At 42.2% G+C, this 24,980-nt stretch carries 21 protein-coding genes; 15 read left to right on the forward strand and 6 right to left on the reverse strand.

Features of this window, described 5'->3' with window-relative positions:
• Positions 1 to 65: 65 nt before the first annotated feature.
• Positions 66 to 740, reverse strand: a complete 675-nt coding sequence (gene mutH / locus N480_RS09810; RefSeq protein ID WP_081231819.1) for a DNA mismatch repair endonuclease MutH — start codon at positions 738 to 740, stop codon at positions 66 to 68.
• Between the two features lie 430 nt (positions 741 to 1,170).
• Here mutH and rppH point away from each other — a divergent pair, with 430 nt between their 5' ends.
• The 3 genes from rppH to N480_RS09825 all read left to right on the forward strand — a co-directional run bounded on the left by rppH (position 1,171) and on the right by N480_RS09825 (position 6,008).
• A complete protein-coding gene (rppH, locus tag N480_RS09815; protein WP_063360376.1) occupies positions 1,171 to 1,689 on the forward strand; it encodes an RNA pyrophosphohydrolase in 519 nt (172 codons plus the stop codon).
• 14 nt (positions 1,690 to 1,703) lie between these two features.
• Positions 1,704 to 3,983, forward strand: a complete 2,280-nt coding sequence (gene ptsP / locus N480_RS09820) for a phosphoenolpyruvate--protein phosphotransferase (RefSeq protein WP_063372328.1) — start codon at positions 1,704 to 1,706, stop codon at positions 3,981 to 3,983.
• A 276-nt stretch (positions 3,984 to 4,259) separates the two neighbouring features.
• On the forward strand, positions 4,260 to 6,008 hold the full coding sequence (locus tag N480_RS09825) for a PKD domain-containing protein (RefSeq protein WP_063372329.1): 1,749 nt from the start codon (positions 4,260 to 4,262) through the stop codon (positions 6,006 to 6,008).
• Positions 6,009 to 6,061: 53 nt separating this feature from the next.
• Here the strand turns inward: N480_RS09825 and N480_RS09830 are convergent, their stop codons facing one another.
• From N480_RS09830 to N480_RS09845, 4 genes are read right to left on the reverse strand one after another with little or no spacing between them, the layout of a single operon-like run.
• On the reverse strand, positions 6,062 to 6,568 hold the full coding sequence (locus tag N480_RS09830; protein WP_063372330.1) for a hypothetical protein: 507 nt from the start codon (positions 6,566 to 6,568) through the stop codon (positions 6,062 to 6,064).
• The gene (locus N480_RS09835) at positions 6,565 to 7,362 is read right to left on the reverse strand and encodes a hypothetical protein (protein WP_063372331.1); all 798 of its coding nucleotides are present in this window, start codon (positions 7,360 to 7,362) and stop codon (positions 6,565 to 6,567) included. The genes N480_RS09830 and N480_RS09835 overlap by 4 nt, the downstream gene beginning before the upstream one ends.
• 52 nt (positions 7,363 to 7,414) lie before the next feature.
• Positions 7,415 to 8,281 (reverse strand): Hint domain-containing protein, encoded by an 867-nt coding sequence (locus tag N480_RS09840; protein ID WP_063372332.1) that lies wholly within the window; start codon positions 8,279 to 8,281, stop codon positions 7,415 to 7,417.
• A gap of 15 nt (positions 8,282 to 8,296) precedes the next feature.
• Positions 8,297 to 9,130 carry a hypothetical protein gene (locus N480_RS09845; RefSeq protein WP_063372333.1) on the reverse strand — a complete coding sequence of 278 codons (834 nt, stop codon included), beginning with the start codon at positions 9,128 to 9,130 and terminating at the stop codon, positions 8,297 to 8,299.
• A gap of 764 nt (positions 9,131 to 9,894) precedes the next feature.
• Between N480_RS09845 and N480_RS09850 the strand changes: the two genes are divergently transcribed.
• From N480_RS09850 to N480_RS09875, 6 genes are all read left to right on the forward strand, one after another.
• Positions 9,895 to 10,707, forward strand: a complete 813-nt coding sequence (locus N480_RS09850) for a sulfite exporter TauE/SafE family protein (protein WP_419554938.1) — start codon at positions 9,895 to 9,897, stop codon at positions 10,705 to 10,707.
• Between the two features lie 9 nt (positions 10,708 to 10,716).
• Entirely contained in the window at positions 10,717 to 11,511 is a 795-nt protein-coding gene (gene lgt, locus N480_RS09855; protein ID WP_063372335.1) for a prolipoprotein diacylglyceryl transferase, read from the forward strand.
• A 133-nt stretch (positions 11,512 to 11,644) separates the two neighbouring features.
• Positions 11,645 to 12,052, forward strand: a complete 408-nt coding sequence (locus N480_RS09860) for a hypothetical protein (protein WP_155732813.1) — start codon at positions 11,645 to 11,647, stop codon at positions 12,050 to 12,052.
• A 145-nt stretch (positions 12,053 to 12,197) separates the two neighbouring features.
• Positions 12,198 to 12,686 (forward strand): DUF411 domain-containing protein, encoded by a 489-nt coding sequence (locus N480_RS09865; RefSeq protein WP_063372337.1) that lies wholly within the window; start codon positions 12,198 to 12,200, stop codon positions 12,684 to 12,686.
• Between the two features lie 151 nt (positions 12,687 to 12,837).
• Complete coding sequence (locus N480_RS09870) at positions 12,838 to 14,568, forward strand: efflux RND transporter periplasmic adaptor subunit (protein WP_419554939.1); 1,731 nt, start codon at positions 12,838 to 12,840, stop codon at positions 14,566 to 14,568.
• 9 nt (positions 14,569 to 14,577) lie between these two features.
• Complete coding sequence (locus tag N480_RS09875) at positions 14,578 to 17,727, forward strand: efflux RND transporter permease subunit (RefSeq protein ID WP_063372338.1); 3,150 nt, start codon at positions 14,578 to 14,580, stop codon at positions 17,725 to 17,727.
• Positions 17,728 to 17,776: 49 nt separating this feature from the next.
• Here N480_RS09875 and N480_RS25310 read toward each other — a convergent pair whose 3' ends face one another.
• On the reverse strand, positions 17,777 to 17,917 hold the full coding sequence (locus N480_RS25310) for a hypothetical protein (protein ID WP_155732814.1): 141 nt from the start codon (positions 17,915 to 17,917) through the stop codon (positions 17,777 to 17,779).
• Between the two features lie 294 nt (positions 17,918 to 18,211).
• Between N480_RS25310 and N480_RS09880 the strand changes: the two genes are divergently transcribed.
• The 6 genes from N480_RS09880 (at position 18,212) to N480_RS09905 (ending at position 24,931) form a co-directional block, all read left to right on the forward strand.
• A complete protein-coding gene (locus N480_RS09880) occupies positions 18,212 to 19,063 on the forward strand; it encodes a thymidylate synthase (RefSeq protein ID WP_063372339.1) in 852 nt (283 codons plus the stop codon).
• A 232-nt stretch (positions 19,064 to 19,295) separates the two neighbouring features.
• A complete protein-coding gene (locus N480_RS09885; RefSeq protein ID WP_063372340.1) occupies positions 19,296 to 19,919 on the forward strand; it encodes a hypothetical protein in 624 nt (207 codons plus the stop codon).
• A 162-nt stretch (positions 19,920 to 20,081) separates the two neighbouring features.
• On the forward strand, positions 20,082 to 20,675 hold the full coding sequence (locus N480_RS09890; RefSeq protein WP_063372341.1) for a DUF4402 domain-containing protein: 594 nt from the start codon (positions 20,082 to 20,084) through the stop codon (positions 20,673 to 20,675).
• Positions 20,676 to 20,735: 60 nt separating this feature from the next.
• The gene (locus tag N480_RS09895) at positions 20,736 to 21,185 is read left to right on the forward strand and encodes a DUF4402 domain-containing protein (RefSeq protein WP_063372342.1); all 450 of its coding nucleotides are present in this window, start codon (positions 20,736 to 20,738) and stop codon (positions 21,183 to 21,185) included.
• Positions 21,186 to 21,191: 6 nt separating this feature from the next.
• Positions 21,192 to 21,998 carry a molecular chaperone gene (locus N480_RS09900; protein WP_081231820.1) on the forward strand — a complete coding sequence of 269 codons (807 nt, stop codon included), beginning with the start codon at positions 21,192 to 21,194 and terminating at the stop codon, positions 21,996 to 21,998.
• Positions 21,999 to 22,015: 17 nt separating this feature from the next.
• A complete protein-coding gene (locus N480_RS09905) occupies positions 22,016 to 24,931 on the forward strand; it encodes a hypothetical protein (RefSeq protein WP_063372343.1) in 2,916 nt (971 codons plus the stop codon).
• The last annotated feature ends 49 nt before the right edge of the window (positions 24,932 to 24,980 follow it).

Here is a 24,980-nt window from a genome sequence, read left to right on the forward strand (position 1 = left end):
CACTTATTGAGCTTTAAAAAAAGCCGTTGAAGTTATCTTCAGCGGCTTTTTTATTTACTCACAGCTTAATTTGCAAAGTGATTCATGAGAATGTTTTGCGTGAACTGGGTTTTGAGGTAAAACCCTCTTGGCAATGTTTTAATGAGCCCCCCATTTGGGCCGATAGCATCGGTCAATACTTTACTGTTGGCGGCTTTTGGGCGGATTTGCATCACCTCACCTAAGTGCCCCGAGATTTCTTGAATGCGGCCTAACGCGATAAGTTCAATTTGCTCTTCCCAATCTCTTCTAAGTTGGGCTTCTTGCTCTACCGAAGGCTGCCACAAAAATCCAGTGCCTATTGTTCTGTCTACAGGGGCTATATCACGCTCCGCTAGAATAGGTAACCACAAAACATGGGTAAGTTTTTTCTTTACGCTGGATTGATGCCAACTTAAACCAGTTAAGTCTGTGAGAGGCACAATAGATACATAAGTTGTTTCTAAAGGCTTTCCTTGATAACTAATAGGCAGTGTTTTTAACTCCACGCCAATATGTTCAAAGTCGGGTACGGGCTTTGAACCAGCGCTTGCCCCAAGTACATGCTCAATTAACTGTCCTGGCCAACCCTTTTCTTTGAGTAGATCCTCTGGACTTTTAAATTTGAACTGAGCAGCTAACTCACCAAGTGTGGTACCAGCAATGGCTTCAACGCGTTGCATTAATTCTGATATGGAAAGTGGAGGAGAAACTCGTTGCACGTAGATGACTCATATACCTAATTATTGTCAGTCAATGTTACCAGATAAGTGGCTGCGTGTGGATTAAGTCCTGCTTGTGCGTTTTTTGACCTGATTGTTTGTGGTGGAAGATTAATCACTCTTGATGATGGGTGTGAATAGTGTAACACGATGATAATAAAGGGGTTTAGTGGTTTTTTGCATTCTTCTTTACAGCCACTTTTGTCGTATTTTTGGATAAATACAGATATATGAACAATATTATCCACAGTTTCTGTGGAGAAGTTAGCTTTTTTGCTCTGTTTCTGTGGATTTGTTTGTAAATTGGGCGCGTTAGTTAAAAGTTATGCACAAGCTGTGGGTAACTTGAGCAAAAGCGGGAATAATGTTTGCTGATGTCTCTTAGATATGGAACAATCAAGTAAAATTGATATAAGAATGAGGCGCTAAGGTGATTGATGCCGAAGGATTTCGTGCCAATGTGGGAATTGTAATATGTAACAACCAAGGGCAAGTATTTTGGGCGAGGCGTTATGGCCAGCATTCTTGGCAGTTTCCTCAAGGGGGTGTGGATGAAGGAGAAACACCTGAACAAACCATGTATCGGGAACTTCATGAAGAAGTTGGTTTACGGCCGGAAGATGTGGAGATTGTGGCGAGTTCAAAACACTGGTTGCGGTACAAATTACCAAAACGATTAATTCGTAAAGACTCTAGCCCAGTATGTATAGGGCAAAAGCAAAAATGGTTTTTACTTAAGTTAAGATGTAAAGATGAAGAAGTTGATTTGCTCAGAACCCATCATCCGGAGTTTGATGATTGGCGATGGGTAAGTTATTGGTATCCGGTTAGACAGGTCGTCTCATTTAAAAGAGATGTATACCGCAGGGTGATGAAAGAATTTGCGCCCTTTGCCATGCCTTTTAACCGCAAAGAGCATAACCATAAAGATCATTGGCGCAGACGATAACTAAGGAATAAAAAGTGTTAGCAACATTAAGGTCAATTGCTGAAGCAGTATCTCAACAAGATAACTTAGACGATGCATTGAACTTATTCGTAACTATGGTTAAAAATGCCATGCAGACCGAATGTTGCTCCATTTATTTTGCTGATTACAGCAAAGACAATTTTGTTTTGATGGCCAGTGATGGCCTTAATCCCAGTGCCGTAGGCCAATTTAGAATTGGTTTTACGGAGGGGCTTGTAGGACTCGTAGCTCAGCGAGAAGAGCCCATCAATATTGCTCATGCACAGAGCCACCCTCGGTTTAAACATTCTCCTGAAGTAAATGAAGAAGGCTTCAATGCCTTTTTGTCGGTTCCCGTTGTGCATCAACGAAAAGTGCTGGGTGTTATTGTTGTTCAACAGAAAAACACACGCGTGTTTAGCGATGATGAAGAGTCATTTTTAATTACCTTATCTGCACAACTCGCTTCTCAATTGGCACATGTAGAGCTTCAAACAATACTTAAACAAGAAGCATCAACTCATAAAACCTCAGTGCTAAAGGGGGTACCCAGTGCTCCAGGAATTGCGCTTGGGCAAGCTTATGTGGTGTTACCTAAATTAGAGTTCTCAAGTATTGAATCCACAAAAAGCGACAACATTGCGGAACAAAGGCAAAAGTTTCGACAGGCCGTGGCTGCCACCCGTCAGGAGTTTCATATTTTGGCAAATTGCTTGTCTGCATCACTACCCAAAGAAGCACTTGCCGTTTTTGAAGTCTATCAGCAGTTGCTCGATGCCAAAAGCCTGGGAGAGAAGGTAGACAAAGAGCTGGACAAAGGGTGGGACGCAAAATCTGCGCTTAAACATGTTATCGGTGAACTGATTGCGCAGTTTGAAGCGATGCAGGATCCTTATATTAAAGAGCGAGCAGTAGATGTAAAAGACTTAGGTCTCAGAGTGCTACACCACTTGGTAAGCACGGAGAGTGTAACGCGGTCTTATCATGAGCAAACTATTATTATTGCTGATACGCTGACCCCTGCTATGTTAGCGGAAGTGCCTAAAAGTAAACTTGTAGGGGTCGTCAGTGTGCACGGTTCTGCAAATTCACATGCTTCAATATTGACCAGAGCGATGGATATACCGGCAATTTGGGGTATTGAAAATGTGCCGCTGCTTCAATTTGAAGATAAACCAATTATATTGGACGCATATGCGGGCCGAGTCTATATCTCCCCCTCTAAAGTGCTCACACAAGAATATGAAGCCCTAAAGTTAAAAGACAGTCAACTACATGACAAGTTTGAAGCTGAGTATGATTTGCCGCCCGTGACATTAGATGGTGAGCGGATCAGTTTATTGCTTAATGCAGGGTTAGACCTGTCTGCAGAGCATATGAGTGCAAAATACAGCGATGGTGTTGGTTTGTATCGCACTGAGTCTTGGTTTATGCAAAGAGGACAATTTCCATCTCAAGCAGAGCAAGAGCAGTGTTATCGAGAGGTACTATCTCGATACCACCCTGAACCAGTGGTTATGCGAACATTGGATATAGGGGGGGATAAAGTTCTTGACTATTTTGATATTGATGAGGAAAACCCCTTTTTAGGATGGCGAGGAATACGAGTGACCTTAGACCATCCCGAGTTATTTTTAGATCAGTTGAAAGCGATGATCAAGGCGAATGCCGGTCTTGGTAATTTACAAATTATGTTACCTATGGTGAGTCATACCGAAGAAGTTGATGATGCGCTTCTGTTGTTGGAACAAGCCTACTTTGAGCTGCAAGAAGAGTGGGCAGATCAATTTTATCAAATAGACAAACCAGAAATCGGTGTAATGTTAGAAGTGCCATCTAGCTTGTTTTTATTGCCTGAATGGGCTGATAAAGTAGATTTTTGCTCTGTAGGTAGCAATGACTTAACGCAATACTTACTCGCTGTAGACAGGGCAAACGCTCGTGTGGCTGAGTTGTTTGAGCCTTACCACCCAAGTGTGTTGCGTGCTCTGCATAAAATTGCACGCGACTGTCAAAACTTGGAGCTCCCATTTAGTTTGTGTGGCGAGCTTGGTGGCGAGTATGAAGGGGCAATATTATTAGTGGCAATGGGCTACAGACGCTTAAGTATGAATATTTCTTCTCTAAATAAAGTTAAATGGGTGCTAAGAAGACTGAAAGTAGAAGATATGGAAGCCCTACTAGAGCAATGCTTATGCGCATCTAATGCCATTCAAGTACATCGCATGATTAGAGAGTTTTTAATAAAACACAAACTCGCTGAATTACTCTATACACATTCCCCAACTAAGTAGTTGAAATAAAAATATTAGTTAAATATTTTCAGATCAATCAACCCGTACAAAGCCACACCAAACTGAGCATAAAACCTTTTCTGTGTTTGCAAACGTGATGCGTTCAAGCTGGCAGAGTCGCCATAATCTTGAAATAAGAATGTGAGTAAATTACTTGTTGCAAATATGTTGTTTTTATTGAGGTGGTAGTCTCTTTGTATTAAACTGGGAACGCTTAAGCCGTATTAATTTATTGGGCTTTTCCAGCATTTATTTAACTCGAAATAAGGACCGTTTATGACTCGAGCACAAAGACAAAAGGACCGTTTCACACCTATAAAGTCTAGCGTAATCGCCGTCGGTATCAGTACATTGCTGACGGCATGTGGCGGCAGCAGTGGTGGCACTGATAATCCGAAACCTCCCCCCATAGTTCAAAATAAAGCGCCCCAAGTTACAGTAAGCTCCGTCAGTGAAGCTGAGCAAGGTGGCGAAATATTATTATCAAGCTCTGCTTTGGATACAGATGGCACCGTCGAAAAGTATGAGTGGAAACAGCTTGAAGGTACTGCCGTTGTATTGCGAGACAAAGATTCTGCGAGCGCATCGTTTCTTGCTCCCTATGTGCCTGAATCTGAAGTATTGAAATTCTCTCTGACAGTGACAGATGATGATGGTAGCTCAAGTACGGATGAGGTCAGTATCACGTTAAAAGCAGGAAATTTAGCCCCGACCGTCATCGCTGATGTGCCCCTAGAGATCGAAGAGCGCGAGATATTGCTGCTTTCAGCGACAGCCAATGACGAGGATGGAGAAGTTGTGTCCTTTCTTTGGGAGCATATTTCTGGGCCTTTCGATACGATAAGAGATAGTCAGCAATTACAGGCCAGCATGTCTGTACCTTCACTTACTGATGAAACGCCAGACCATACAATGGTGTTAAAGATAACAGTCACTGACGATAAAGGTGCAACAGCATTTGATACGGTATCAGTCAAGGTCATAGATGTAATCGTAAGTCCAAACGCCGTGGTAGGAGAAAATCTAGAGGTATCAGAGGGCGGGGCTTTTACACTTGATGGCACCGCGAGTCATGCACCTGATGGTGAAATTGTGAGTTACATGTGGCAGCAAGTTGAAAATGGTGCGCCAAATATCGCAATCGACACACCTGAAGAGGCTAAAGTAACCTTGGCTATGCCGGCGCTAAACGCCGATACGGAGTTTCAATTTAAGCTTACAGTTACTGATAGCAATCAAAACCAAGGCACTTCTATTCTCAGCGTATTTGGTCGAGACACAGCGAGCGCCGCAGCTAACAAGCTGAAAAATACACTTTCTTTCAATCGCCCCAACTCCAGCCTCGGCTACAAAGTATATTGTGATGATATCGAGCTTGATGTGTATACGGGAGCGTTTGAACATAGCCAAGGTCTATTTGGTGTTAAGCCACTAGCGCAGCCATTTTTTACATACCCCCATAGTTGCTTAAATCGAGTCACATTGTCTTTAAGTAGCTTACCTGCCGACATCGCTCACCAAAATGTGAGGTTGTATGAACAGTTAAAGATTCGAAACAAGATCTTTTGGTCTCCTATTGTTGGGGAGCTGAAGGGAGATGAACTTGTTTTCCAACTAAATGGTGCGGCTCCAAAGCCTCTAACTTTTGGTTACGACAAAACAGTCGATCTAAAAACACTTTACTCTTCTGAATCAATTGAGTCTGTTGATTATCAACCTCAGCGCAGTTTTGATGGCACTACGCATGTATTTGGGTTTGGTGAGAGGTTACGTTGGGGTGATGTATCCCAGTCTGATTTTGCGAATTGGGTCAGGGAGGCAAAAGCTCAATTAGCCCTACAGGGAGTTAACCCAATACAAGATGTGTATATTTATATTCATGAATCTGAATTAACATCATATATTTCAGATAATGGTATTCTAGAAAGTACAACAATTCACTTGTCAGCAAATAACCTACAAAGTAAAGAAGGGATTAAATATGCATTTATTAAAATGTATATTGATTATTATTTGGTTGATTGAAATGTGATTAAATAATAAAAAAGGGCATCAGCCCTTTTTTATTATTGATAATATTAATATTGGAACTTTTCGCAAGCGTAATAACCAATTAACCGACCTGTTTGGCTAGAAAATAGAGGAACTTGGTTAGTTGCTTTTAAGTACTCATAGTCATATGCTGTAATACGCCCTTGAGTCAAAGACATTAATCTATACTCCTCACATGCCGCATTTTGCTCTGGTGGAAGATCAGTATCTTTTGTTGAAACACACGTTAGTGTATGAGTGTATTCGTTATCTTGACCCAGATCACAGCTGCCAGCTCTAGAGATAGGTGCTTTGAACCAATCGTAAAAATCATATGGTCTATAGTAGCTATCGTACATAGGCTGGTCTGCATTACGCATGTAGTGATTATATGTTTGAGCATCCATATGGCCACAGCTTCTAGCCCAGTCATTTCTTCCTTTAGCTTCTGCTGGAGTTAGCTTGTCTTCTGCTTGGCAACGTCTTTCTTGGCGAGACGCGTCCGAGTTAAAGCTCACTAATAGTGTGGCAATAAGTACTAAGTAGATTTTCATTTTTCTTCCTTAAGGTTTTTCAATCTTTGTGCCAGCTTCAATGCATTACTGCTCAGCTGATCTGCCTTAATTAATGCGAGTTCGTCAATATGTGAAACTAACTTTGCTTGCTTTTCACCCATGCCAGCTAACTGATCCTTTACCGTGGCCCACTCTTCTTCATGATAAACAGCAAGTGCCATACCTAGCTCAATTTTGTCGCCAACCAATGAGCGTCGTAAATCCTTACTTTGCTCATCTCGAGTATTTGTATTCAACAATACATCACTGGCTAATTGCTTAGCGTTATGAATTTGAGGAGAATTAAACTTACCTACAAGTACTGTAGATAAGTACTCAATAGCATCTAAACGCTTTCGTTCAGCGACTAAATCTAACTCGTTTTCAGTGACTTCCTTCAATAAGGTCTCACGACTAGCGTCGATTAATTTGGGCTCATACATCAGTTGCGTTAACCTGTCTTTGTCTTCAATACTAATAAGTGGCTTGCTCGACAAATCCAGAAACTCTCTAAATTCGGGAGAGGCTTTTCGCCACTCGAGCTTGTTCTCTTCAGTACGATCTTCTCGTGCAACTTTTATTAAAGGTTCAGAATCATGTTGCGGGTTTTCATGAGCAATGTTTGCTGACTCTTGTGTGACTACTTCCGTTTCTTCCAACGCCACAGCTTCAGGCGCAACAACCTGAACTGTAAGTGCTTCTGTTGGCTGTGGGTTGTCAACATAGAAGTAATATCCACCCGCTACAACCAGTGCAGCAATTGTTGTTGCAAGTATCTTAGTTTGAATTTTCACAGTTGACCTCTCAATTAAATAGCAGGCCGAAGCCTGCTTTACTCGGTAATGACTAGATTAAATCAGCAGGTACACTGTCACGTAGAAGCAATCTATTTACGTGATTTGCACCAGTGTTTTGATAGAACATTGAGCCTGAAAGGTATCCTTGAGCAACAACGATCTGACCGTTTAAGATCACGCCGTCTTCAGCATTTGAATCAGGACGAACGTTGTAAACTTTACCGAAAAACTGGATTTCGTCGATCTCAGTGATCTGGTCAAAGTCGCCATTTTCGGCAATCAACGCATCACCAACTTTAATGTCTTCAGCATTCTTTAAATGACCAGAAGAGATAAGAAGTGGGTGGTTTAAGGTGACTTTGATAGAGCCGCCACTTGCTGTTTTGATATGCAGAATATCATGCTCTACGTCACGTACAGATTCGCTATAAGCATCGACATCACGCACGGTGTACGCAAGGCTATCAAGTGTTGCGTCATCGCTCAATGTAACAATACGGCTAACACGGCGAGTAAACGCGTCAAAAATAGCTAGCTCACCTTCAGCAAATAGTAACTTCTGATCAGGTGTGTAGCATGAAGATAGGCAATGAATGATGCCTGTGTAACCATTGTTTGTACACGCTGGCGCTTTTGACGTAGGCGCACGCCACCAATCGTTGAAGTTACCTGGCTTGTAAAAGCTTGGGTAGTAAACACGTGAACGTTGGTTACCCCAATCATCATTAATATTGTAATCGTAAGTACGGTTTGAGATGTACTTACACTTCAAAGCCCATTGGTTACGACCAATACCAAGAGGCGTGCTGATAGAGTCGTCTTCACAACGCTGCTCGATTCTTACTGGGTCCAAAGCAAATGCCATATCAGATGCTAGTAAAAGCATGCCTGAAGTTGCCAATAATTTAAGTTTCATTTTTAAAATCCTTTTTTAGTTAGTAAACAATGAACAAGGGTAATACCCGATTAAACCACCGTGATTGCTGCTGAATAGAGGTACTTGGTTTGTATCTCTTAGGTAGGTGTAATCGTACGCAGAGATCTTGCCTTTTTGCAGCGATTGTTGTCTGAATACTTCACACTGGTTTGCGTCAATCGTTGCTTTTTTAGGTACGGTGTACGAGCAAGAAACATTGATGTAATCAGCATGACCGTTTAAGTCGAAATACGCTTCTTGATGCTTATTATCAATAGTGTAACGAATGTTGGTTATACCTGGTCTAAACTCATCAGGAACACGGTTTTTTGCGGTCATATTTGTACCAACTATGTCCGTATTTACGATATTGCCGATGCCATATTTTAGGTCGATACTCATTAATAAAGAGTCATGAGTTTCTTTCGCATAACAAGATAGGTTGTTACGATTCTTGTTTTGCATACATTGAGACCAAGCGTTAACGATAGTGTCATTAGCCTTTTGAATTAGGACGTGAGATGACTTACTTCCCTCATAAGATTGGTCATCTTGAGAACAATGCTCTCTTTTCCATTCTTTGACGTTACCACCGCCACCACCGATAGAAAAAATTCCAATAACATCAAGAGCTAAGTCACCACCTGAGCTTCCAGAACTGAACTCAGAGCTACAAACCCACTTTTTAAGTGCGATTTTAGATTCGAAGTTCATAGTTTGTTCGTAAGTATCAAGCACTCCACCGGCTAGAATTGCATTACAACTCTCGTATTGATCTACCGCTACAGCACTCGCAGAAGCGGCAATTGAAGAGAATACTAAAGGTATTAAATAGCGTTTATTTTTCACGTTAATTATCCATTTATATTAATGTTTTATAATATAAAGTCGAACAATTCTACTGTGCAAAAATGTACATCATTACCATTTTTAGTAAAGTTCGACATCCTTGTTTTTAATTCTTTAATTTTGAAATCTAGAATATTATTTATTTTGCACTTTTCCATTTTGCGTATTTTAAAATATTCTTGATTAACACTGTCTAGAGCAGCGGTACAGAATCTATCAGCTTTATTTTTTCAGTGCAATAAAGGAGTTTTTAACTAAATGTTGTGTGTTTCTAAAAGTTGGATTTTTATTTTTCTATTTGCTTTTATTATCATGATAAACACGAGGTTATAGCTTTTTCTTGATTTCTTATTTTATTTATTTTTAATAATTAAATTTATATTTTTTGGTTTTTTACATGGTTAAAGGTGTTTTTAATATATTTACATGTATTTAGAGGTTGTTGAAAATAGATTTATTAGAGCTACTTTGTTGTGGGCGCGAGCATATTGCGGCGGTGACCTCTTAAGTTTTAGCCAAGAAAATCTGTGTTATGACAAGTCTAGGTGTTGGACGCACATAGCTAAGCTTGTACTATTTATGCGCTGACTAATAATAATCTATCAGTCGACCAATGATGAATACTTTGGTTGTGAACATCAGCATGGCGTTGATTAACCGCATTGGTAAACAGCAACATTGGGAGGTATGTACTTTTTAAGATTGAGGTGCAGCTGGAAATCATATGAGTTAACATAGCGACAACTAAAACGATGAGTGTCCTTATGCTTTTCAGCACATCATTAATTTTGAGTTGTGCCTTGCTAGGTTGTGCCGTCGGCTTTTTGGCTGGGTTACTTGGTATTGGTGGTGGATTAATTATCGTTCCGATGTTATCCGCAATTTTAATAGGCTTTTCAATTTTACCTGCAGAGCAAGTCATTGTGGTTGCCATTGCAACGTCATTAGCGTCAATTTTATTTACGTCGACTTCATCAGCGTTAGCCCATCATCGCAATAATAATATTCCTTGGCACATCGCTCCTTGGGTAATGAGTGGTGTCGCAATGGGGGCTTTGATAAGTGGTTTTTTAACAACATTAATACCTGCTTTAGTTATCAAGTGGATTTTTTTAGTGTGCGTTGTTCTAATAGCAATTAATATGGTGATTTCTAGTAGGCATGGCGACAACGCTGAACAAAGAGTATTGCCGAGAGGTCCATTTATCAGCGTTATCACAAGTGTGATGGGTGCGCTGAGTGCCATGATTGGCATTGGTGGCGGTGTATTAATTGTCCCGTTACTGTGCTTTTTTTCAGTGGACATGCGAAAGGCGATTGGCTGTGCCACGGTCAGTGGCATAGTGATCGCCTTATTTGGCAGCATTGGGTATATTGTTTCGGGCAGTGAGAAACTCTCATTACAACAAGGTTTTGCTGGTTACGTTTATTTGCCAGCGCTGTTTGGTATTGTGTTGACTTCATGGTTTACTGCGCCCTTGGGCGCAAAAGCGACACAGTATCTGCCTGTGGCAACAATTAAAAAGGTGTTTGCATTCATATTGGTAGTGATTGCAGGCAAAATGTTATTTTATTGAGGGAAAGCGATGGCTTTGCAGTTTCCAGAAATAGATCCAATTATTTTTTCAATTGGACCGTTAAGTGTACGTTGGTACGGTTTGATGTACCTGATCGGCTTTGCATTTGCTATGTGGTGGGCAAATAAAGAGTCAGAAAAGCCCAACTCAGGGTGGACCAAAGAGCAGGTCAGTGATTTACTGTTTTACGGCATGCTTGGGGTTATTTTAGGTGGACGCATAGGCTACGTACTCTTTTATAACTTCAATAAATTTTTGGCGGACCCTATAACCTTGTTCAAAGTATGGGAAGGCGGCATGTCATTCCACGGTGGTGCGCTTGGTGTAATTACGGCTATTTTTGTTTTTGCTTGGCGAACTAACAAGTCACCGCTATCAGTCGGTGATTTTGTCGTGCCAATGGTACCAGTTGGTCTTCTAGCGGGAAGAATTGGCAACTTTATAAATGGTGAACTTTGGGGACGTACAACAGATGTACCGTGGGCAATTATATTCCCAACCGGTGGTGATGTGCCTAGGCACCCCTCTCAATTATACGAAGCTTTTTTTGAAGGCCTAGTGCTATTCTTAATCTTGGTTTGGTACCGCAAACAGCCTCGCCCAGCGGGCAGTATCGCAGGTTTGTTTTTGCTAGGCTACGGTAGCTTTAGGTTTGCGATAGAGTATTTCCGTGAACCCGATGCGCATATTGGGCTGTATGCAGGTGTGATATCGCAAGGGCAAATTTTATCACTGCCGATGATTATTGGTGGATTAGGCCTGATGATTTGGGCACACCGTCGAGAGGTTGCACGTGCAGCGTAATGCGGTGCGATTAACCTCCAGTAAACCCAAAAACGAGTGACTCAACAGTCACTCTTTTTGATTGTAACTTTGCTAAGCCGCCATTTGGCGTTATAGTATCGAACATTAGTTATCAGTCGATTAATAAATTACCGTGAAAATACCTCGCACATCAAAACTTACTAACATTGCTGCGCAGTTCATGCTGATAGCGGTGATGATGGTGATGTTTGTTGTGCAGCCAGCTGCTAAAGCTGCAATGGTTTGTTCACACACCATGCCATCGGGGCATGCGTCTATGAATATGGACAGTGAAAGCCACGGCCACACGCTTATGGCAGAGCCTAACAATCATATGGCAATGTCGATACATAGTGATATGGATTGCTGCGAAACGGAATGCAGTTGCCCGACGAGTATGTGTGCGCCTTTTTCGCTTTATGTTGGTGACGCCAATTCGCTGTACAGCCGAATTGAATTGACTGAAAAACCACTTCCAAGTCCTTCCGGGACCCCACAAAGCACCGTAAACTTCGTTTATAAACCCCCCATTCTGACCTAACACAGGCTTATTGTGCCCAAAATTTGGGTTTTTGATTATTAAGTCATCAAAGTCACGCTTGTTTACTTCGAAATTTTGAAGTGTGCTCATTGTTTAAGTGTGTCTGAGATGGTCCAACAATGATACAAATTGTAAGAGTGTCAGAATGCAATATTTAAGATTAGTACTCCAGTGGGGCGTCCTTGTCACTGGGTTGATTATTCATAGTTATTCTTATGCTGAGCAAAGCTCAGCGCTATCTATTTTAAAAGTCTATAAAACGCCTACTTGTGGTTGTTGTGGGAAGTGGCTGAAGCACCTTGAGGACCAAAGTGTATTTCATCAAGCCATTGATGTAACAGATCTGAGTTCAATCAAAAAGCAGTTGAATATTTTACCAAGATATCAGTCTTGCCATACAGGTCTAAGTGAGCATGGGTATGTGTTTGAAGGCCATGTGCCAGCAAAGTATATTAAGCAGTTTTTGAATGCCCCAGTCGAGGGGGCTATCGGCTTATCTGTTCCCGCTATGCCGTTAGGCTCTCCTGGTATGGAGGTTGGCAAGCGTTTTCATCCCTATCAAGTTTTGTTGTTAATGCCTGATGGTAGCCACGCAGTATTTGCAGAAGTTAAGCGATATGAGGAGCAATTCTAATGAGTGTATATCGAGTGAGTTCTGAAACAAGTATCTGGGTATCCAGTCAAATGCGTCTATGCTATTGCGGGTTAAGTATGCAGGCCAAAACAAGGGCTTTCTTTTTGGATTGTGCATCTTATGCCATGCGAAATAGAAGGAGTATCGCGCGATGATATTGTCGATTAAAAAACACGTTATAGGGTTACTTGTCGGCGTACTTATAGGCGCTGGTTTGGTTAGCCTCTACGCATTTTATTACGTTGAAAAATCAAGCCGTGACAAAGCAGATGAAGAGAAAAAGCCGCTTTATTGGGTGGCACCAATGGATGCGAATTACCGCCGTGATAAACCTGGAAAATCGCCCATGGGGATGGATCTTGTTCCGGTGTATGAGAAGTCGCAAGCTAATGACAGCGCAGGTTCTGGAGTAGTAACAATTTCTCCCCATGTTGAGAATAACTTAGGGGTAAGAACGGCACTTGTGAAAAGCATGCGCTTACATACAGAGATAACCACGGTTGGTTACGTTGGTTACGATGAGGATAAGTTAGTGCATATTCACCCTCGAGTCGAAGGGTGGATAGATAAGTTGTACATCAAATCAATGGGAGAGCGAGTAGATCAGGGCCAACCGTTATACGAGCTATACTCCCCTGAGCTTGTAAATGCACAAAAAGAGGTGTTGGTAGCTTTAAAGCAATCAGATCAACAACTTATTAGCGCCGCGCGCAAACGTTTGAAGGCATTGAAAATGTCACCCAAATTTATAGAGCACTTGGTACGGACCAAAGAAGTCAGTCAAACCGTGACTTTTTACGCGCCGCAATCTGGTGTAGTCGAAAATTTAAATATTCGAGAAGGGTTTTACGTTCAACCTGATACAACAATGATGAGTATCGGTCAGTTGCAGCAAGTGTGGGTTGAGGCAGAAGTATTCGAACGAGAAGCGGCCTTAGTGAAAGCTGGCTTGCCCGTGACGATGAAATTGGATTATTTACCTGGGAAAACTTGGCAAGGTGAAGTTGATTACGTCTATCCAAGCCTTGATGCGCAAAACCGAACATTGCGAGTTAGGCTGAGGTTTGACAATCAAGACTTGGCATTAAAACCAAACATGTTTGCGCAAGTTTCTATCCATTCCGATCCCATCGATGACGTCGTGACAGTACCTAAAGAAGCTGTGATCCGTACAGGCCAACAAGATAGAGTGGTACTTGTGGTTGGTAATGGCCAGTTTAAGTCTATCGAAATTGCCATCGGGCGTGTAACCAGTGAATACATTGAAGTATTAGACGGACTCTCGGCAGGCGATGAAATTGTGACTTCTGCTCAATTTTTAATTGACTCAGAATCAAGTAAAAACTCCGATTTCAAGCGCATGAGCGTGGGCGAAAACCCCACTTTTACATGGATGCAGGGTAGGGTGAATGAGGTTCAGCAACAACAAAGAATTGTTAATATTACCCATGAGCCTGTAGCGGTATGGAGTTGGCCAGCAATGACGATGGACTTCGCCATTGCAGACAGTGTTGATGTAGAAGCTCTCAAAGCGGGTCAAGAGCTGCATTTTAAAGTTATACAATCAGACTCTGGTGAGTATTTGGTCTCAGAAGTCCATATTGTTTCTGAACCTGCATTTGCGAGTGCGACGGTACGTGGTGTAATCAATCAAGTTGATGCTGATACACGGGTGCTAAATATCAGCCGAGACGCAATCGAAAAATGGAATCGTCAAGCTGCGACGATGAATTTTGTTGCTGCACAGGGCATTGAGCTTGAACAATTTAAAGCTGGCGATGTTGTCAAGTTTACCTTTGAAGTGAGGGAAGATTTGGTGGTGATAGAGATCATGTTGCAACAGACTGGCGATGCGGAGCATCACAGCCACGACCATCATTAAGGAGCCAGAATGATTGAATCTATCATTAGGTGGTCACTGGTCAATCGCTTTTTTGTTTTGCTGGTTACGGCAATGGTGGCAATTGGCGGTGTATATTCGCTTAAAAACACCCCTGTTGACGCTATCCCGGATCTATCTGACGTTCAAGTGATTGTCAAAACGAGCTATCCAGGTCAAGCACCTCAAGTTGTGCAAGATCAAGTTACTTTTCCATTGACGACGGCCATGCTTTCGGTGCCTGGCGCTAGAACTGTGCGAGGCTTTTCCTTTTTTGGAGACTCCTACGTCTATATTATTTTCGATGATGACACTGATTTATACTGGGCACGCAGTCGAGTTTTAGAGTATTTGAGCCAAGTCTCTGCAAGCTTACCCGAAACAGCAAAACCACAGTTAGGGCCAGATGCTACAGGTGTGGGTTGGGTTTATATCTATGCGCTAACAGATCGAACCGGTCAGCACGACATTAGTCAGCTGCGCAGTATTCAAGATTGGTTTTTAAAATATGAATTGCAAACTGTAGAGGGCGTTTCTGAGGTCGCTGCGGTGGGCGGAATGGTTAAGCAATATCAAGTAGAAGTTAATCCTGACAAACTTCGGGCTTACGATATACCTCTCAGTCTGATTGAAGTGGCTTTAAAACAAGGGAACAGAGAAACGGGCGCTTCGGTGGTCGAAATGGCGGAAGCTGAGTATATGGTGACTGCGACGGGATACATACAATCAATTGAAGATATAGAGGCGATCCCACTGGGCATTAATAGTAAAGGGACACCTCTAACAATTGGGGATGTCGCAAATGTGCAAATAGGACCACAAATGCGACGAGGGATTGCAGAGCTGAACGGTCAAGGTGAAGTTGTAGGTGGCATCGTAGTGATGCGCTTTGGCGAGAATGCGCAGCAGACAATAGAAGGTGTTAAAGAAAAGCTTGCATCACTTAAAAATTCATTGCCTGCGGGTGTGGAGGTTGTACCGGTGTATGACCGATCTCAACTTATTGAAAGGGCTGTTGATAATCTATGGAGTAAGTTGCTGGAAGAGCTGGCTGTAGTTGCTTTGGTTTGCGTGGTGTTTTTATTCCATCTACGCTCATCAATTGTGGCTGTCGTGACATTGCCGCTTGGGATCTTAGCCTCTTTTATCATTATGCATTTGCAAGGTATCAATGCCAATATCATGTCTCTGGGTGGCATTGCAATTGCTATTGGCGCTATGACAGATGGTGCAATTGTCATGATAGAAAATATGCATAAGCATATGGAAAAGACGCCTTTAACCGATGAAAACCGTTGGCAGATCGTAGCAAAGGCAGCTTCTGAAGTGGGTCCCGCGCTATTTTTTAGTTTGCTAATAATCACAGTATCGTTTTTACCAGTATTTATTCTGGAAGCACAAGAGGGCAGAATGTTTGCTCCATTGGCTTATACGAAAACCTATGCCATGGCCGCCTCAGCTGGGCTTGCGATTACCTTGGTGCCTGTTTTGATGGGGTACTTCATCCGTGGCAAAGTGGTGTCGCAAGATAAAAACCCGCTTAATAAATTTTTAATTGCCCTGTATATGCCTGTGCTCAGGCAAGTAATGCGGTTTCCTAAAATTACGATTGCGGCAGCATCATTGATCACGATTGTGGGTTTTTATCCCGTCAATAAAATTGGTAGTGAGTTCATCCCGCCATTAGATGAAGGAGATTTGATGTATATGCCAACCACTTACCCCGGTATTTCGATTGGCAAGGCACGAGAGCTGTTGCAACAAACGGATAAACTGATTCGCACGGTGCCGGAGGTTGAAAATGTATTTGGTAAAGTGGGGCGTGCGGAAACGGCGACGGACCCAGCACCCCTGACGATGATAGAAACCTTTATCCAGCTCAAGCCTCGATCGCAGTGGCGAGATGGCATGACGACCGAAAGCCTGAAAGCCGAACTAGATCAATTGGTGAACTTTCCCGGTGTAACCAATGCTTGGGTAATGCCGATAAAAACACGGATAGATATGTTGGCGACGGGTATAAAAACGCCGGTTGGAATTAAAGTCGCGGGCCCTGATTTAGATGTAATTCAAGAAATTGGTCAGCACATTGAACGTATTTTACCCAATGTTAAAGGAACTGCATCGGTGTACTCTGAGCGTGTTGCTGGTGGACGCTATATAAAAGTGGATATCTCTCGGGAAAAAGCGAGCCGCTTTGGGTTAAATATAGCGGACGTGCAGCAAGTTGTCTCTACGGCAATTGGCGGGGTGAATGTAACCCAAACGGTTGAGGGTCAAGAACGCTACCCTGTTAACCTAAGGTACCCGCAAGACTATCGAGATTCACCTGAGCAACTGGCGAGGTTACCGGTGATAACGCCTTCTGGGCAGCGTATTGCTTTGGGTGACGTCGCGAATATATACATTGAAAATGGCCCGCCAGGCATAAAGAGCGAAAATGCGCGTATAAATGGGTGGACGTTTATTGATATAGAAGGCGTTGATATCGGCAGCTATGTCAGCGATGCAAAAGCTTACTTAGCATCTGAGCTTGACTTACCTACGGGGTATTCAATTACATGGGCAGGTCAATATGAATACATGGAAAGAGCAAAAGAAAAGCTCTCTTACGTACTGCCACTCACTTTGGCTATCATTGTAATACTTCTTTACATGAATTTTAGAGCCATCAGTGAGGTTGCCGTTATCATCGTAACGCTACCTGTGGCATTGATAGGTGGGTTATGGCTCATGTATATAGAGGGGTTTAATTTTTCTGTTGCTGCGGGGGTAGGGTTTATTGCATTAGCAGGCGTCGCAGTCGAAATTGGCGTGATTATGTTGGTGTATTTAAATCAAGCTTTGAGCGAGTTAAAGGAGCGCGCCCAAAGCACATCCATGCCTATTTCAACGGCGCAGTATAACCAAGCGCTGTTAAATGGCGCTGGTTTACGTGTAAGGCCTGTGATGATGACAGTCGCCACGATTATTATTGGCTTATTACCCATTCTTTATGGGGCGGGCGCGGGCTCTGAGGTCATGAGTCGAATAGCGGCGCCTATGGTTGGGGGAATGAGTAGTGCCGTTTTACTGACGCTCATTGTGTTACCTGCTGTGTATAACTTACTTAAACGTGGTGAGGTCGCGCGGTTTAATCAAACGATTTCTTCGGCAAAGTAAAACAAATTATAGAGGGAATGCCATTATGGCATTCCCTCTAATATTCATTTTAAAACTCAGCGGGACAATCTTGCTCGCGAGCAGTAAAGCAGCCGCTATTGTTTTCAGCGGCGATGCAAGCCGCATTGCCAAACGTAGGGCACATGTCTGGCTCTCCACCAGCAATACGCTTGGTGACTCCTGGATCCATTTTTTTATCGTTAGAAAGACGTTTTAGCGTATTTTTTTGATGGATAGTTTCATTTTATTTTCCTTATGACTTGATTGTAATTCCTAAATTAATTTATCAGTTGCTTTTAAATATGTTAGCTGCTTTGTTTTTATTTATTGGAATTTAATATTCTTGCGGGGTAGATTGAAGTGACGTGGAAAAGTTAAATGCTCATTTACTTTAAATAAACGCATACGGACATTGTGGTTTCGCTCTCTGAGGCAGTGTATGATAGCGCTCAGTACAGTTTAGATTAGTGATAGGGTTACATAAATGAAGCAATACTTGGACTTATGCCAGCGTATCGTAGACGAGGGTAAATGGGTAGAGAACACCAGAACTGGTAAAAGATGCCTCACTGTGATTAATGCCGACCTTACCTATCATGTTGATAAAAACGAATTTCCATTAGTGACCACGCGAAAAAGTTACTGGAAAGCTGCGATTGCGGAATTACTTGGTTATCTGCGTGGTTATGACAGTGCTGCACAATTCAGAGAGATTGGCTGTAACACATGGAATGCCAATGCAAATGACAACCAAGACTGGTTAAATAACCCGAATCGAAAAGGTGAAGATGATATGGGGTTTGTTTATGGTGCCGTTGCCAGAAACTATCCTAAACCAGACGGTGGCAGTGTAGATTTAGTCAAGCAAGTAATTGATGACTTGTCTAAAGGTATCGATAACAGAGGTGAGATAATTACCTTTTATCATCCTGGTTCTTTTCATCTCGGCTGCTTACGTCCTTGTATGTTCCAGCATCAATTTTCGATTCTAGATGGAGTGTTATATCTAAATAGCTATCAGCGTAGCCAAGATGTGCCGCTAGGCGGTAACTTCAATGCGATTCAAGTATTTACTTTGCTAAAGCTGGTTGCACAAATTACCGGACTTAAACCTGGCAAGGCATTTCATAAGATCGTTAATGCACATATTTATGAAGATCAGCTGGAGCTAATGCGTGATGTACAATTGAAACGTGCACCATTTGAATCACCTCAGTTACATATTAACCCTGATATCAAGACATTTGAGGACTTGGAAACATGGGTTACTTTGGATGACTTTGAAGTGACTAACTACCAACATCACGACGCGATTCAATATCCATTCTCTGTATAATGAACTCAAAAAAGCAGCACCCAGTGCTGCTTTTTTGATCTTGATAGTTCCTGCAATAAATACAAATATAGCGTGCTGTTTTCCACTCAAAAGCATACTTTTAGATTGTTTTTTAAACAAAAGATAAGAGTTTTATCCTTTTTTATGGACAATTAAGTATTTTTTAGTCAGTCTAAAGGCCTATTTTAAGACGGACATGTCATATCAATTAATTTAGTTTGGGTCTTGCAGTATGCCTACCACTTTGTGGCCAAAAAAACTTTTGTCAGTATTACCTTTGTTAGGGTTATTTGGCTGTGCAAATACGGAGCTTTCACTAGAAGAAAAAATAGCACAGCAAGAAGCAATACATGCGCATAAAAGTATGATTGCCTCTTATGATAAAAACAAAGCGAGTATTGAGCGCCTTGCGCAAATGGAGGGGGACTTAAATCAGCTACTTGCCATTTTATCAGCACAAGCTGAAGTGACGACGGTGCAAAACCATCTGAGTCCAACGCAGGAAACAACAATTCACACGGCAACAGAGCGTACTGAGTCACAGTCAAATGAAATGCACACAGCAACGACTTCAAACAGCGTGATTGAAGCGGATGTGACTACCCCAGAATTAGTACTGGGCATTCATATGAAACGTGAACGCGCTTTAAGTCAGGTTGAACATATTGATAAGCGACTAAATAAGGTTAGGCAGCAATACCACCTAGTATTTAACTCCGTGCATGCTCAAATGATTGAACCGAGCGATGAGCAACACCTTTACTATGTAACTGCAAAAGGCTTTACCTCAATAGAGGAGGCCAAAGTATTTTGCAAGGCGATGGTAAATATCGCAAAAAGATGTACCTATTTATAATACATATGTAAATTTAATTCTCCGAGTATAGCTGGGCAAGCTGTGTTGGAGCCAAAGAAGGAGCTTTGGGTATTTTTTAGAGCTAATGCTCTTATTTGTTTGGCAAGAGAAGTAATTTCTTTATCACAACTTCTTCCACAGTGGTTTTAAAAGGATAACACAATGAAAAACAAGACTAGAAAAATAGCCCTTGTGACCGCTTTAGCTGCGGTGACATTAACCTCTCATGCGGGTGAGCAAAGAACATTTGAAGCGAAAGTTACCGTAAAAAATGCGTTTGAATTAGAGAAGCAATCAGATCTATTATTTGGCACAATCCGAGCGAGAGCAGATACTACGGGCTCAGATACTGCGACTTTGGTAATTCCAGCCGATACTGGCAAAGCCGCCAGTGTAACGTCTACGAATATTAGCAATGCTGAGATTTCTATTTTAGAAGCTGGGGCGCCTGCGCAGTTTAAGATCTCTGGCGTTGTCCCTTTTGCAACCTTGACCATTACCGATCCTGTGGAAACAAATATTGTCTTAGCGGGCGGCAATCCTAATGCGGCGGGTTTTACGATGGACACCTTTACTTATTACATCGAGACTGGTGCGCTGAGCAAACAAGACGTTACGGGTAATAAAATTCAGGTGGATGACAAAGGCGAAGCACTTTTCAATATTGGTGCAACACTTAAAACGACCACTGGTGGCACTGCCAATTACTTGGATGGTAGCTATAGCGGCACTTTTACCATTGAAGTAAGTTACTAGGTTACTACTGCTTTGAAATATGCCTTAAGCAAAGAGAGTTTCAATACATTAGCTGGGCTCATGGCATTATTGATTGGACTCGGTATTGCACCTAGTTTCTATAGCTATGCGAGCATTGTTATTGAACGGCCTTTAAACTTTGGCACTATTTTGATCTCAAATCATGCTGAAGTTGGCCGTGTGCAAATACGAGCCAACGGGCAAAATACAACTAATGGACCGGTGCATTTAGTGTCGGGAGCACATGCGGCAAGTATTGTATTGTCGGCTCTACCTGCGCAAACCAATATTGCTATCAGCACTCTTATCATTAACCCTCATATGTCTCACAGTAATTTGGCCATCTCGGGTATCAATCTAACTCACTTGGAACATGTGGACCGAGTGTTTAGTGACACGCTTGGTAATGCACAATTTGAGGTGGGAGGTACGATTGAGATAAAAAGCAGCCCCAATCAATATCCGGATGGCACATACCGAGTGTGGGCGAGCATAGAAGTGAGTTATTAGTCATTTATGAAAAATCTGTTTTTAGTTATAGGCCTGTCGTTAATTGGCCTTGTGAGTAATGTTGTCAACGCAAGCTTGATGATATCTCCTACTCGAGTTGTTTTTGATGAACGCCAGCGCACAGCCAAGGTTTATTTGATTAATAACAGTCAAGAGGAAAAAACATACCGCTTGGGTTGGAAAGAAAAACATGCTTTGCCTAGCGGTGGATACCGAGATTTAACTGCCGATGAAGTGGGGCCTTGGCGTTTGAGTCATTTAATTAGAATGACGCCTAAGCAAATTCATTTAGCTCCCGGAGAAAGACAACTAGTAAAATTAGCACTGAGACGTAAACAGGGAATGGCACAGGGGGAGTATCGCTCTCATCTATTTTTTCAAGCGCTACCAACAGAGAAGAATGTGGCCTCGAAAGCAATCGGCATTAACCTGAATATGATTCTGAGTTATAGCATTCCCGTTTTATACCGTAAGCAAACCGTCTTACCAAAAGTAACGTTAAGTGATGCCCAAATCGTGGAGAATGACTCAGGAAAACAAGTCATTAAGCTAAAAATGGACCGTTTAGGGAACGCCAGTACATTTGGCAAAATTCAAGTGGATTGGAAGGGGGGAGATGAACAACCATGGCAGCGTGTGTCTGTGGCCAATAACTTTGCAATTTATCCTGAGGTAGAAAGTGCGTCGGTTGAGCTTAATGTACTGACTGAGCAAACGCTGCAAAATGCGGGGCAGCTCAAAGTAACCTATACAGGTCAGGAAGAGTATGTTGACAAGGAATTTGTTAAAAAGATTTTTGTTCTGACGCCTTAATTTTAGGTGTGACAGTATTGCGTGACTTTTATACTGTATTTGTTTGGTTGATATTGGCTAGTTTTCTCGCTGGTAGAGTGACTGAACTTCGTGCTGCGCCGGCGGCATTTAAAGCAGGTGTGGTACATGCGGGTGGAGCGCGAATTGCGGTAGATGAAGACCTGCTTTTATCTCTTTATATCAATGAAACATATATAGCAGAAGTGTTTGCTATTAAAACTGAGCAGGGTGTTGCCATTGAGTTACAAAGCTTGTTTTCCAGTTTGGACTTTGCTATTTCTGCAAAAAACACCGCGACTTCAACCAATTATGAGGGTTGGTTCATAGACCCAAAACAGTATTTTTCACTAGATTTAGAAAAACAGCGAACCGATGTAGCCGGGCGTGTTGAGCACTTTCATGACCACCAGTGGCGTCAACTTGAAGATGAAACCTACGTCGATGCAAATTTATTAGCATCGTGGTTTAATCTCAAGTTCACTATCAACTATACGGATTTAAGAATTCAGGTATTTAGTGCGCAAGAGTTGCCTATTGAGCAGCGTCTAGCGCGAAAAAGTCGTATTTTCTCTATGAAAAATGCTCCCCCATTACCGGTGTTGCCGTGGCAGTCGAGTCCTTATCAAAAGTGGAGTGCACCACTACTGGATTTTCAACTCGGAATTAAAGCAACGAACGACGATACGACATTTGATTATGTTGTTCAAGGCAGTCAGGATATCGCCTATTGGAGCACAAGTTATTTTGTGCGAGGTAGTGAGCAAGATCTAGCAAACCAAAGTCGACTGCAGGCCAGTCGCTCTTATTCTGAAGTTTTTAAATGGGGGCCGCTAGAAGTCACGCAGATTGAGTTTGGTGATGTCATAGGAACTCAGATTGGCAGAGATTACCAGGCGACTCATGCGCGGGGAGCGCGAGTTACAAACAGGCCAGTGTATAAAGAGGTTGATAGTCAAACCGTGAGGATCAGTGGTGTTGTGCAAGTAGGCTGGGATGTTGAGCTTTACCACAATGGACTGATGATTGCGCAGCAGTTGAACATTCAATCGGGGCTGTATGACTTTAGAAACATTGAGTTGTATTTTGGTAGCAATGCATTTGAAATACGAATGTATGGACCACAAGGGCAAGTTGCACATGATGTTCGCTCGTATTATGTGACAGGCAATGCGATAAAAGCGGGTGAGCACTATTTTGACACGTCGATAGTGGATACTGGCAGAACTTTACTCAACGATAAGCTCGTCAATGCGCCTTCATCGGGTTGGAATCTACTATCTCGTTATGATTATGGCTTAAGTGAGCATGTAGCCATTTACTCCGGTGTACGCTACGGTTTAGAAAGTCAGGTTAACCAATATCAACTGTCAACGGGTGTCAGTTTTGATATGTGGAGTAAAGGACTATTTAATGTAGATTTGAGCCGAGACCAACAGAGCAATCAGTTAACCCAGCTTCAGAGTAGAACAGAGGTGAATGGTCAATCTCTGAGCATGACTTTTAATGACCAAAATCGATTATTAACACCACAAAGTACATCTAGGACACGCTCACAAGAGGTGTACTTACGCGCTTCAGGGCAACTTTATAGTTATGGCTCTGTGCGATTAAATTATCAAAATACGTTAAATTGGCATAGAACACAGCAGCAAAGTCGTTTTATGGCGACAAACTTGCTGGCAATGGCGACAAGAGTTGGCACATTCAGTAATCAACTTAATTATCTTAGACATGACTCAAAAGACGAAACTGAACTATTTGGTGGTTTGCGCTGGCAGGGGCGCTTGGGGCGAGCGTATGGTCGTTTTAACATAGGCTATCAGTTAGAGCCGACTCGGAAACTCACTGATTATCAAATACAAATAAGCCAGTCAATTCAACCTGATCTTGATGTGGAGTTGGGGTATACAAAGTCGCTGTTACATGATGGCTATGAACTAGGAGTAGGGCTTAGTTGGCACAATGACAGATTACGCTTAACTGGAGATTTAAATTATCAGCAAAATGACGAGTGGCAACTTGGTTTTGCAACTCAGTTTAGTTTAGGTTACCCCAATACGAGTGACGTGCTGCTTTTTACAGATAAACGCCTCGCGAGTACAGGCTCGGTAGTTGTTAAAGTGTTCTTAGATCATAACAACAATGCGGTATTTGATAATAATGATGAAGTTTTAAAGGGCGTGAGAGTTAAATCAGTACAAAGTTTTGGCCAAGCACGCACCGATGATAATGGCATTGCGCTGCTCTCTAACATGCCGCTAGAGCGCAGAACCGATATTCGATTGGATATCGATACTTTGCCAGACCCATTTTATATACCGGCACATGATGGTCGCTCAGTGACTCCGCGTCGGGGACTCATTACATATTTAGAGTACCCAGTTGTGCATGCAGGAGAGCTAGAAGGGATTACCTACAAAAAACATCAAGATGGTAGCAGCTCACCACTAGCTTACGCGACAATAGAGCTAGTTGATAAAGATAATAGAGTTGTTGCACAGGCTAAGTCAGCATTTGATGGATATTATGTACTTAGCAATATCCGGCCGGGACTCTATGAAGCACGCGTGAAGCAGCAATTAGATGATGAGTTTACACAAAGAGACAAAGTTGCAGTACAGCTCTCCAACGAAGGAGATGTCTTGCTGGAAGTCGACTTAACCGTTGAGCAGTTAAAGCAACGCAAGCGCATTGTGGCCAGTGGTGGCCGGTTTAATTCTCTGCCCATTTTAAAAACTTACGCTTTGATGTTAGCCAAAAAGTCACCTGGGTTGTTCCAATCTAAACCTTTTTATATGTATGACAGATACAGCGAGGATTACTTACTGGGCTTTTCATTTTATGAGCATGAAGGAAAAGCGGCAAAAGCTTGCCTGACATTTAAGCGAGAAAAAATAAAGTGTGAAGTGGAAGAGGTGCCAATTAACTATTAAATGTGAGCACTCAAGCAATACTAGCTAAAATCGATGCCGCCCAAATAAT

It is taken from the genome of Pseudoalteromonas luteoviolacea S2607 (assembly GCF_001625575.1).
GTDB classification, from domain to species: Bacteria; Pseudomonadota; Gammaproteobacteria; order Enterobacterales; family Alteromonadaceae; genus Pseudoalteromonas; species Pseudoalteromonas luteoviolacea_E.

Coding starts and splice junctions, on each gene's coding strand:
- N480_RS09825 (WP_063372329.1), top strand. CDS start 4,260: ATGACTCGAGCACAAAGACAAAAGGACCGTTTCACACCTATAAAGTCT.
- N480_RS09850 (WP_419554938.1), top strand. CDS start 9,895: ATGCTTTTCAGCACATCATTAATTTTGAGTTGTGCCTTGCTAGGTTGT.
- N480_RS09870 (WP_419554939.1), top strand. CDS start 12,838: ATGATATTGTCGATTAAAAAACACGTTATAGGGTTACTTGTCGGCGTA.
- lgt (WP_063372335.1), top strand. CDS start 10,717: ATGGCTTTGCAGTTTCCAGAAATAGATCCAATTATTTTTTCAATTGGA.
- N480_RS09830 (WP_063372330.1), bottom strand. CDS start 6,568: ATGAAAATCTACTTAGTACTTATTGCCACACTATTAGTGAGCTTTAAC.
- N480_RS09865 (WP_063372337.1), top strand. CDS start 12,198: ATGCAATATTTAAGATTAGTACTCCAGTGGGGCGTCCTTGTCACTGGG.
- N480_RS09840 (WP_063372332.1), bottom strand. CDS start 8,281: ATGAAACTTAAATTATTGGCAACTTCAGGCATGCTTTTACTAGCATCT.
- N480_RS09880 (WP_063372339.1), top strand. CDS start 18,212: ATGAAGCAATACTTGGACTTATGCCAGCGTATCGTAGACGAGGGTAAA.
- N480_RS09885 (WP_063372340.1), top strand. CDS start 19,296: ATGCCTACCACTTTGTGGCCAAAAAAACTTTTGTCAGTATTACCTTTG.
- N480_RS09900 (WP_081231820.1), top strand. CDS start 21,192: ATGAAAAATCTGTTTTTAGTTATAGGCCTGTCGTTAATTGGCCTTGTG.
- N480_RS09875 (WP_063372338.1), top strand. CDS start 14,578: ATGATTGAATCTATCATTAGGTGGTCACTGGTCAATCGCTTTTTTGTT.
- N480_RS25310 (WP_155732814.1), bottom strand. CDS start 17,917: ATGGATCCAGGAGTCACCAAGCGTATTGCTGGTGGAGAGCCAGACATG.
- N480_RS09895 (WP_063372342.1), top strand. CDS start 20,736: ATGGCATTATTGATTGGACTCGGTATTGCACCTAGTTTCTATAGCTAT.
- N480_RS09890 (WP_063372341.1), top strand. CDS start 20,082: ATGAAAAACAAGACTAGAAAAATAGCCCTTGTGACCGCTTTAGCTGCG.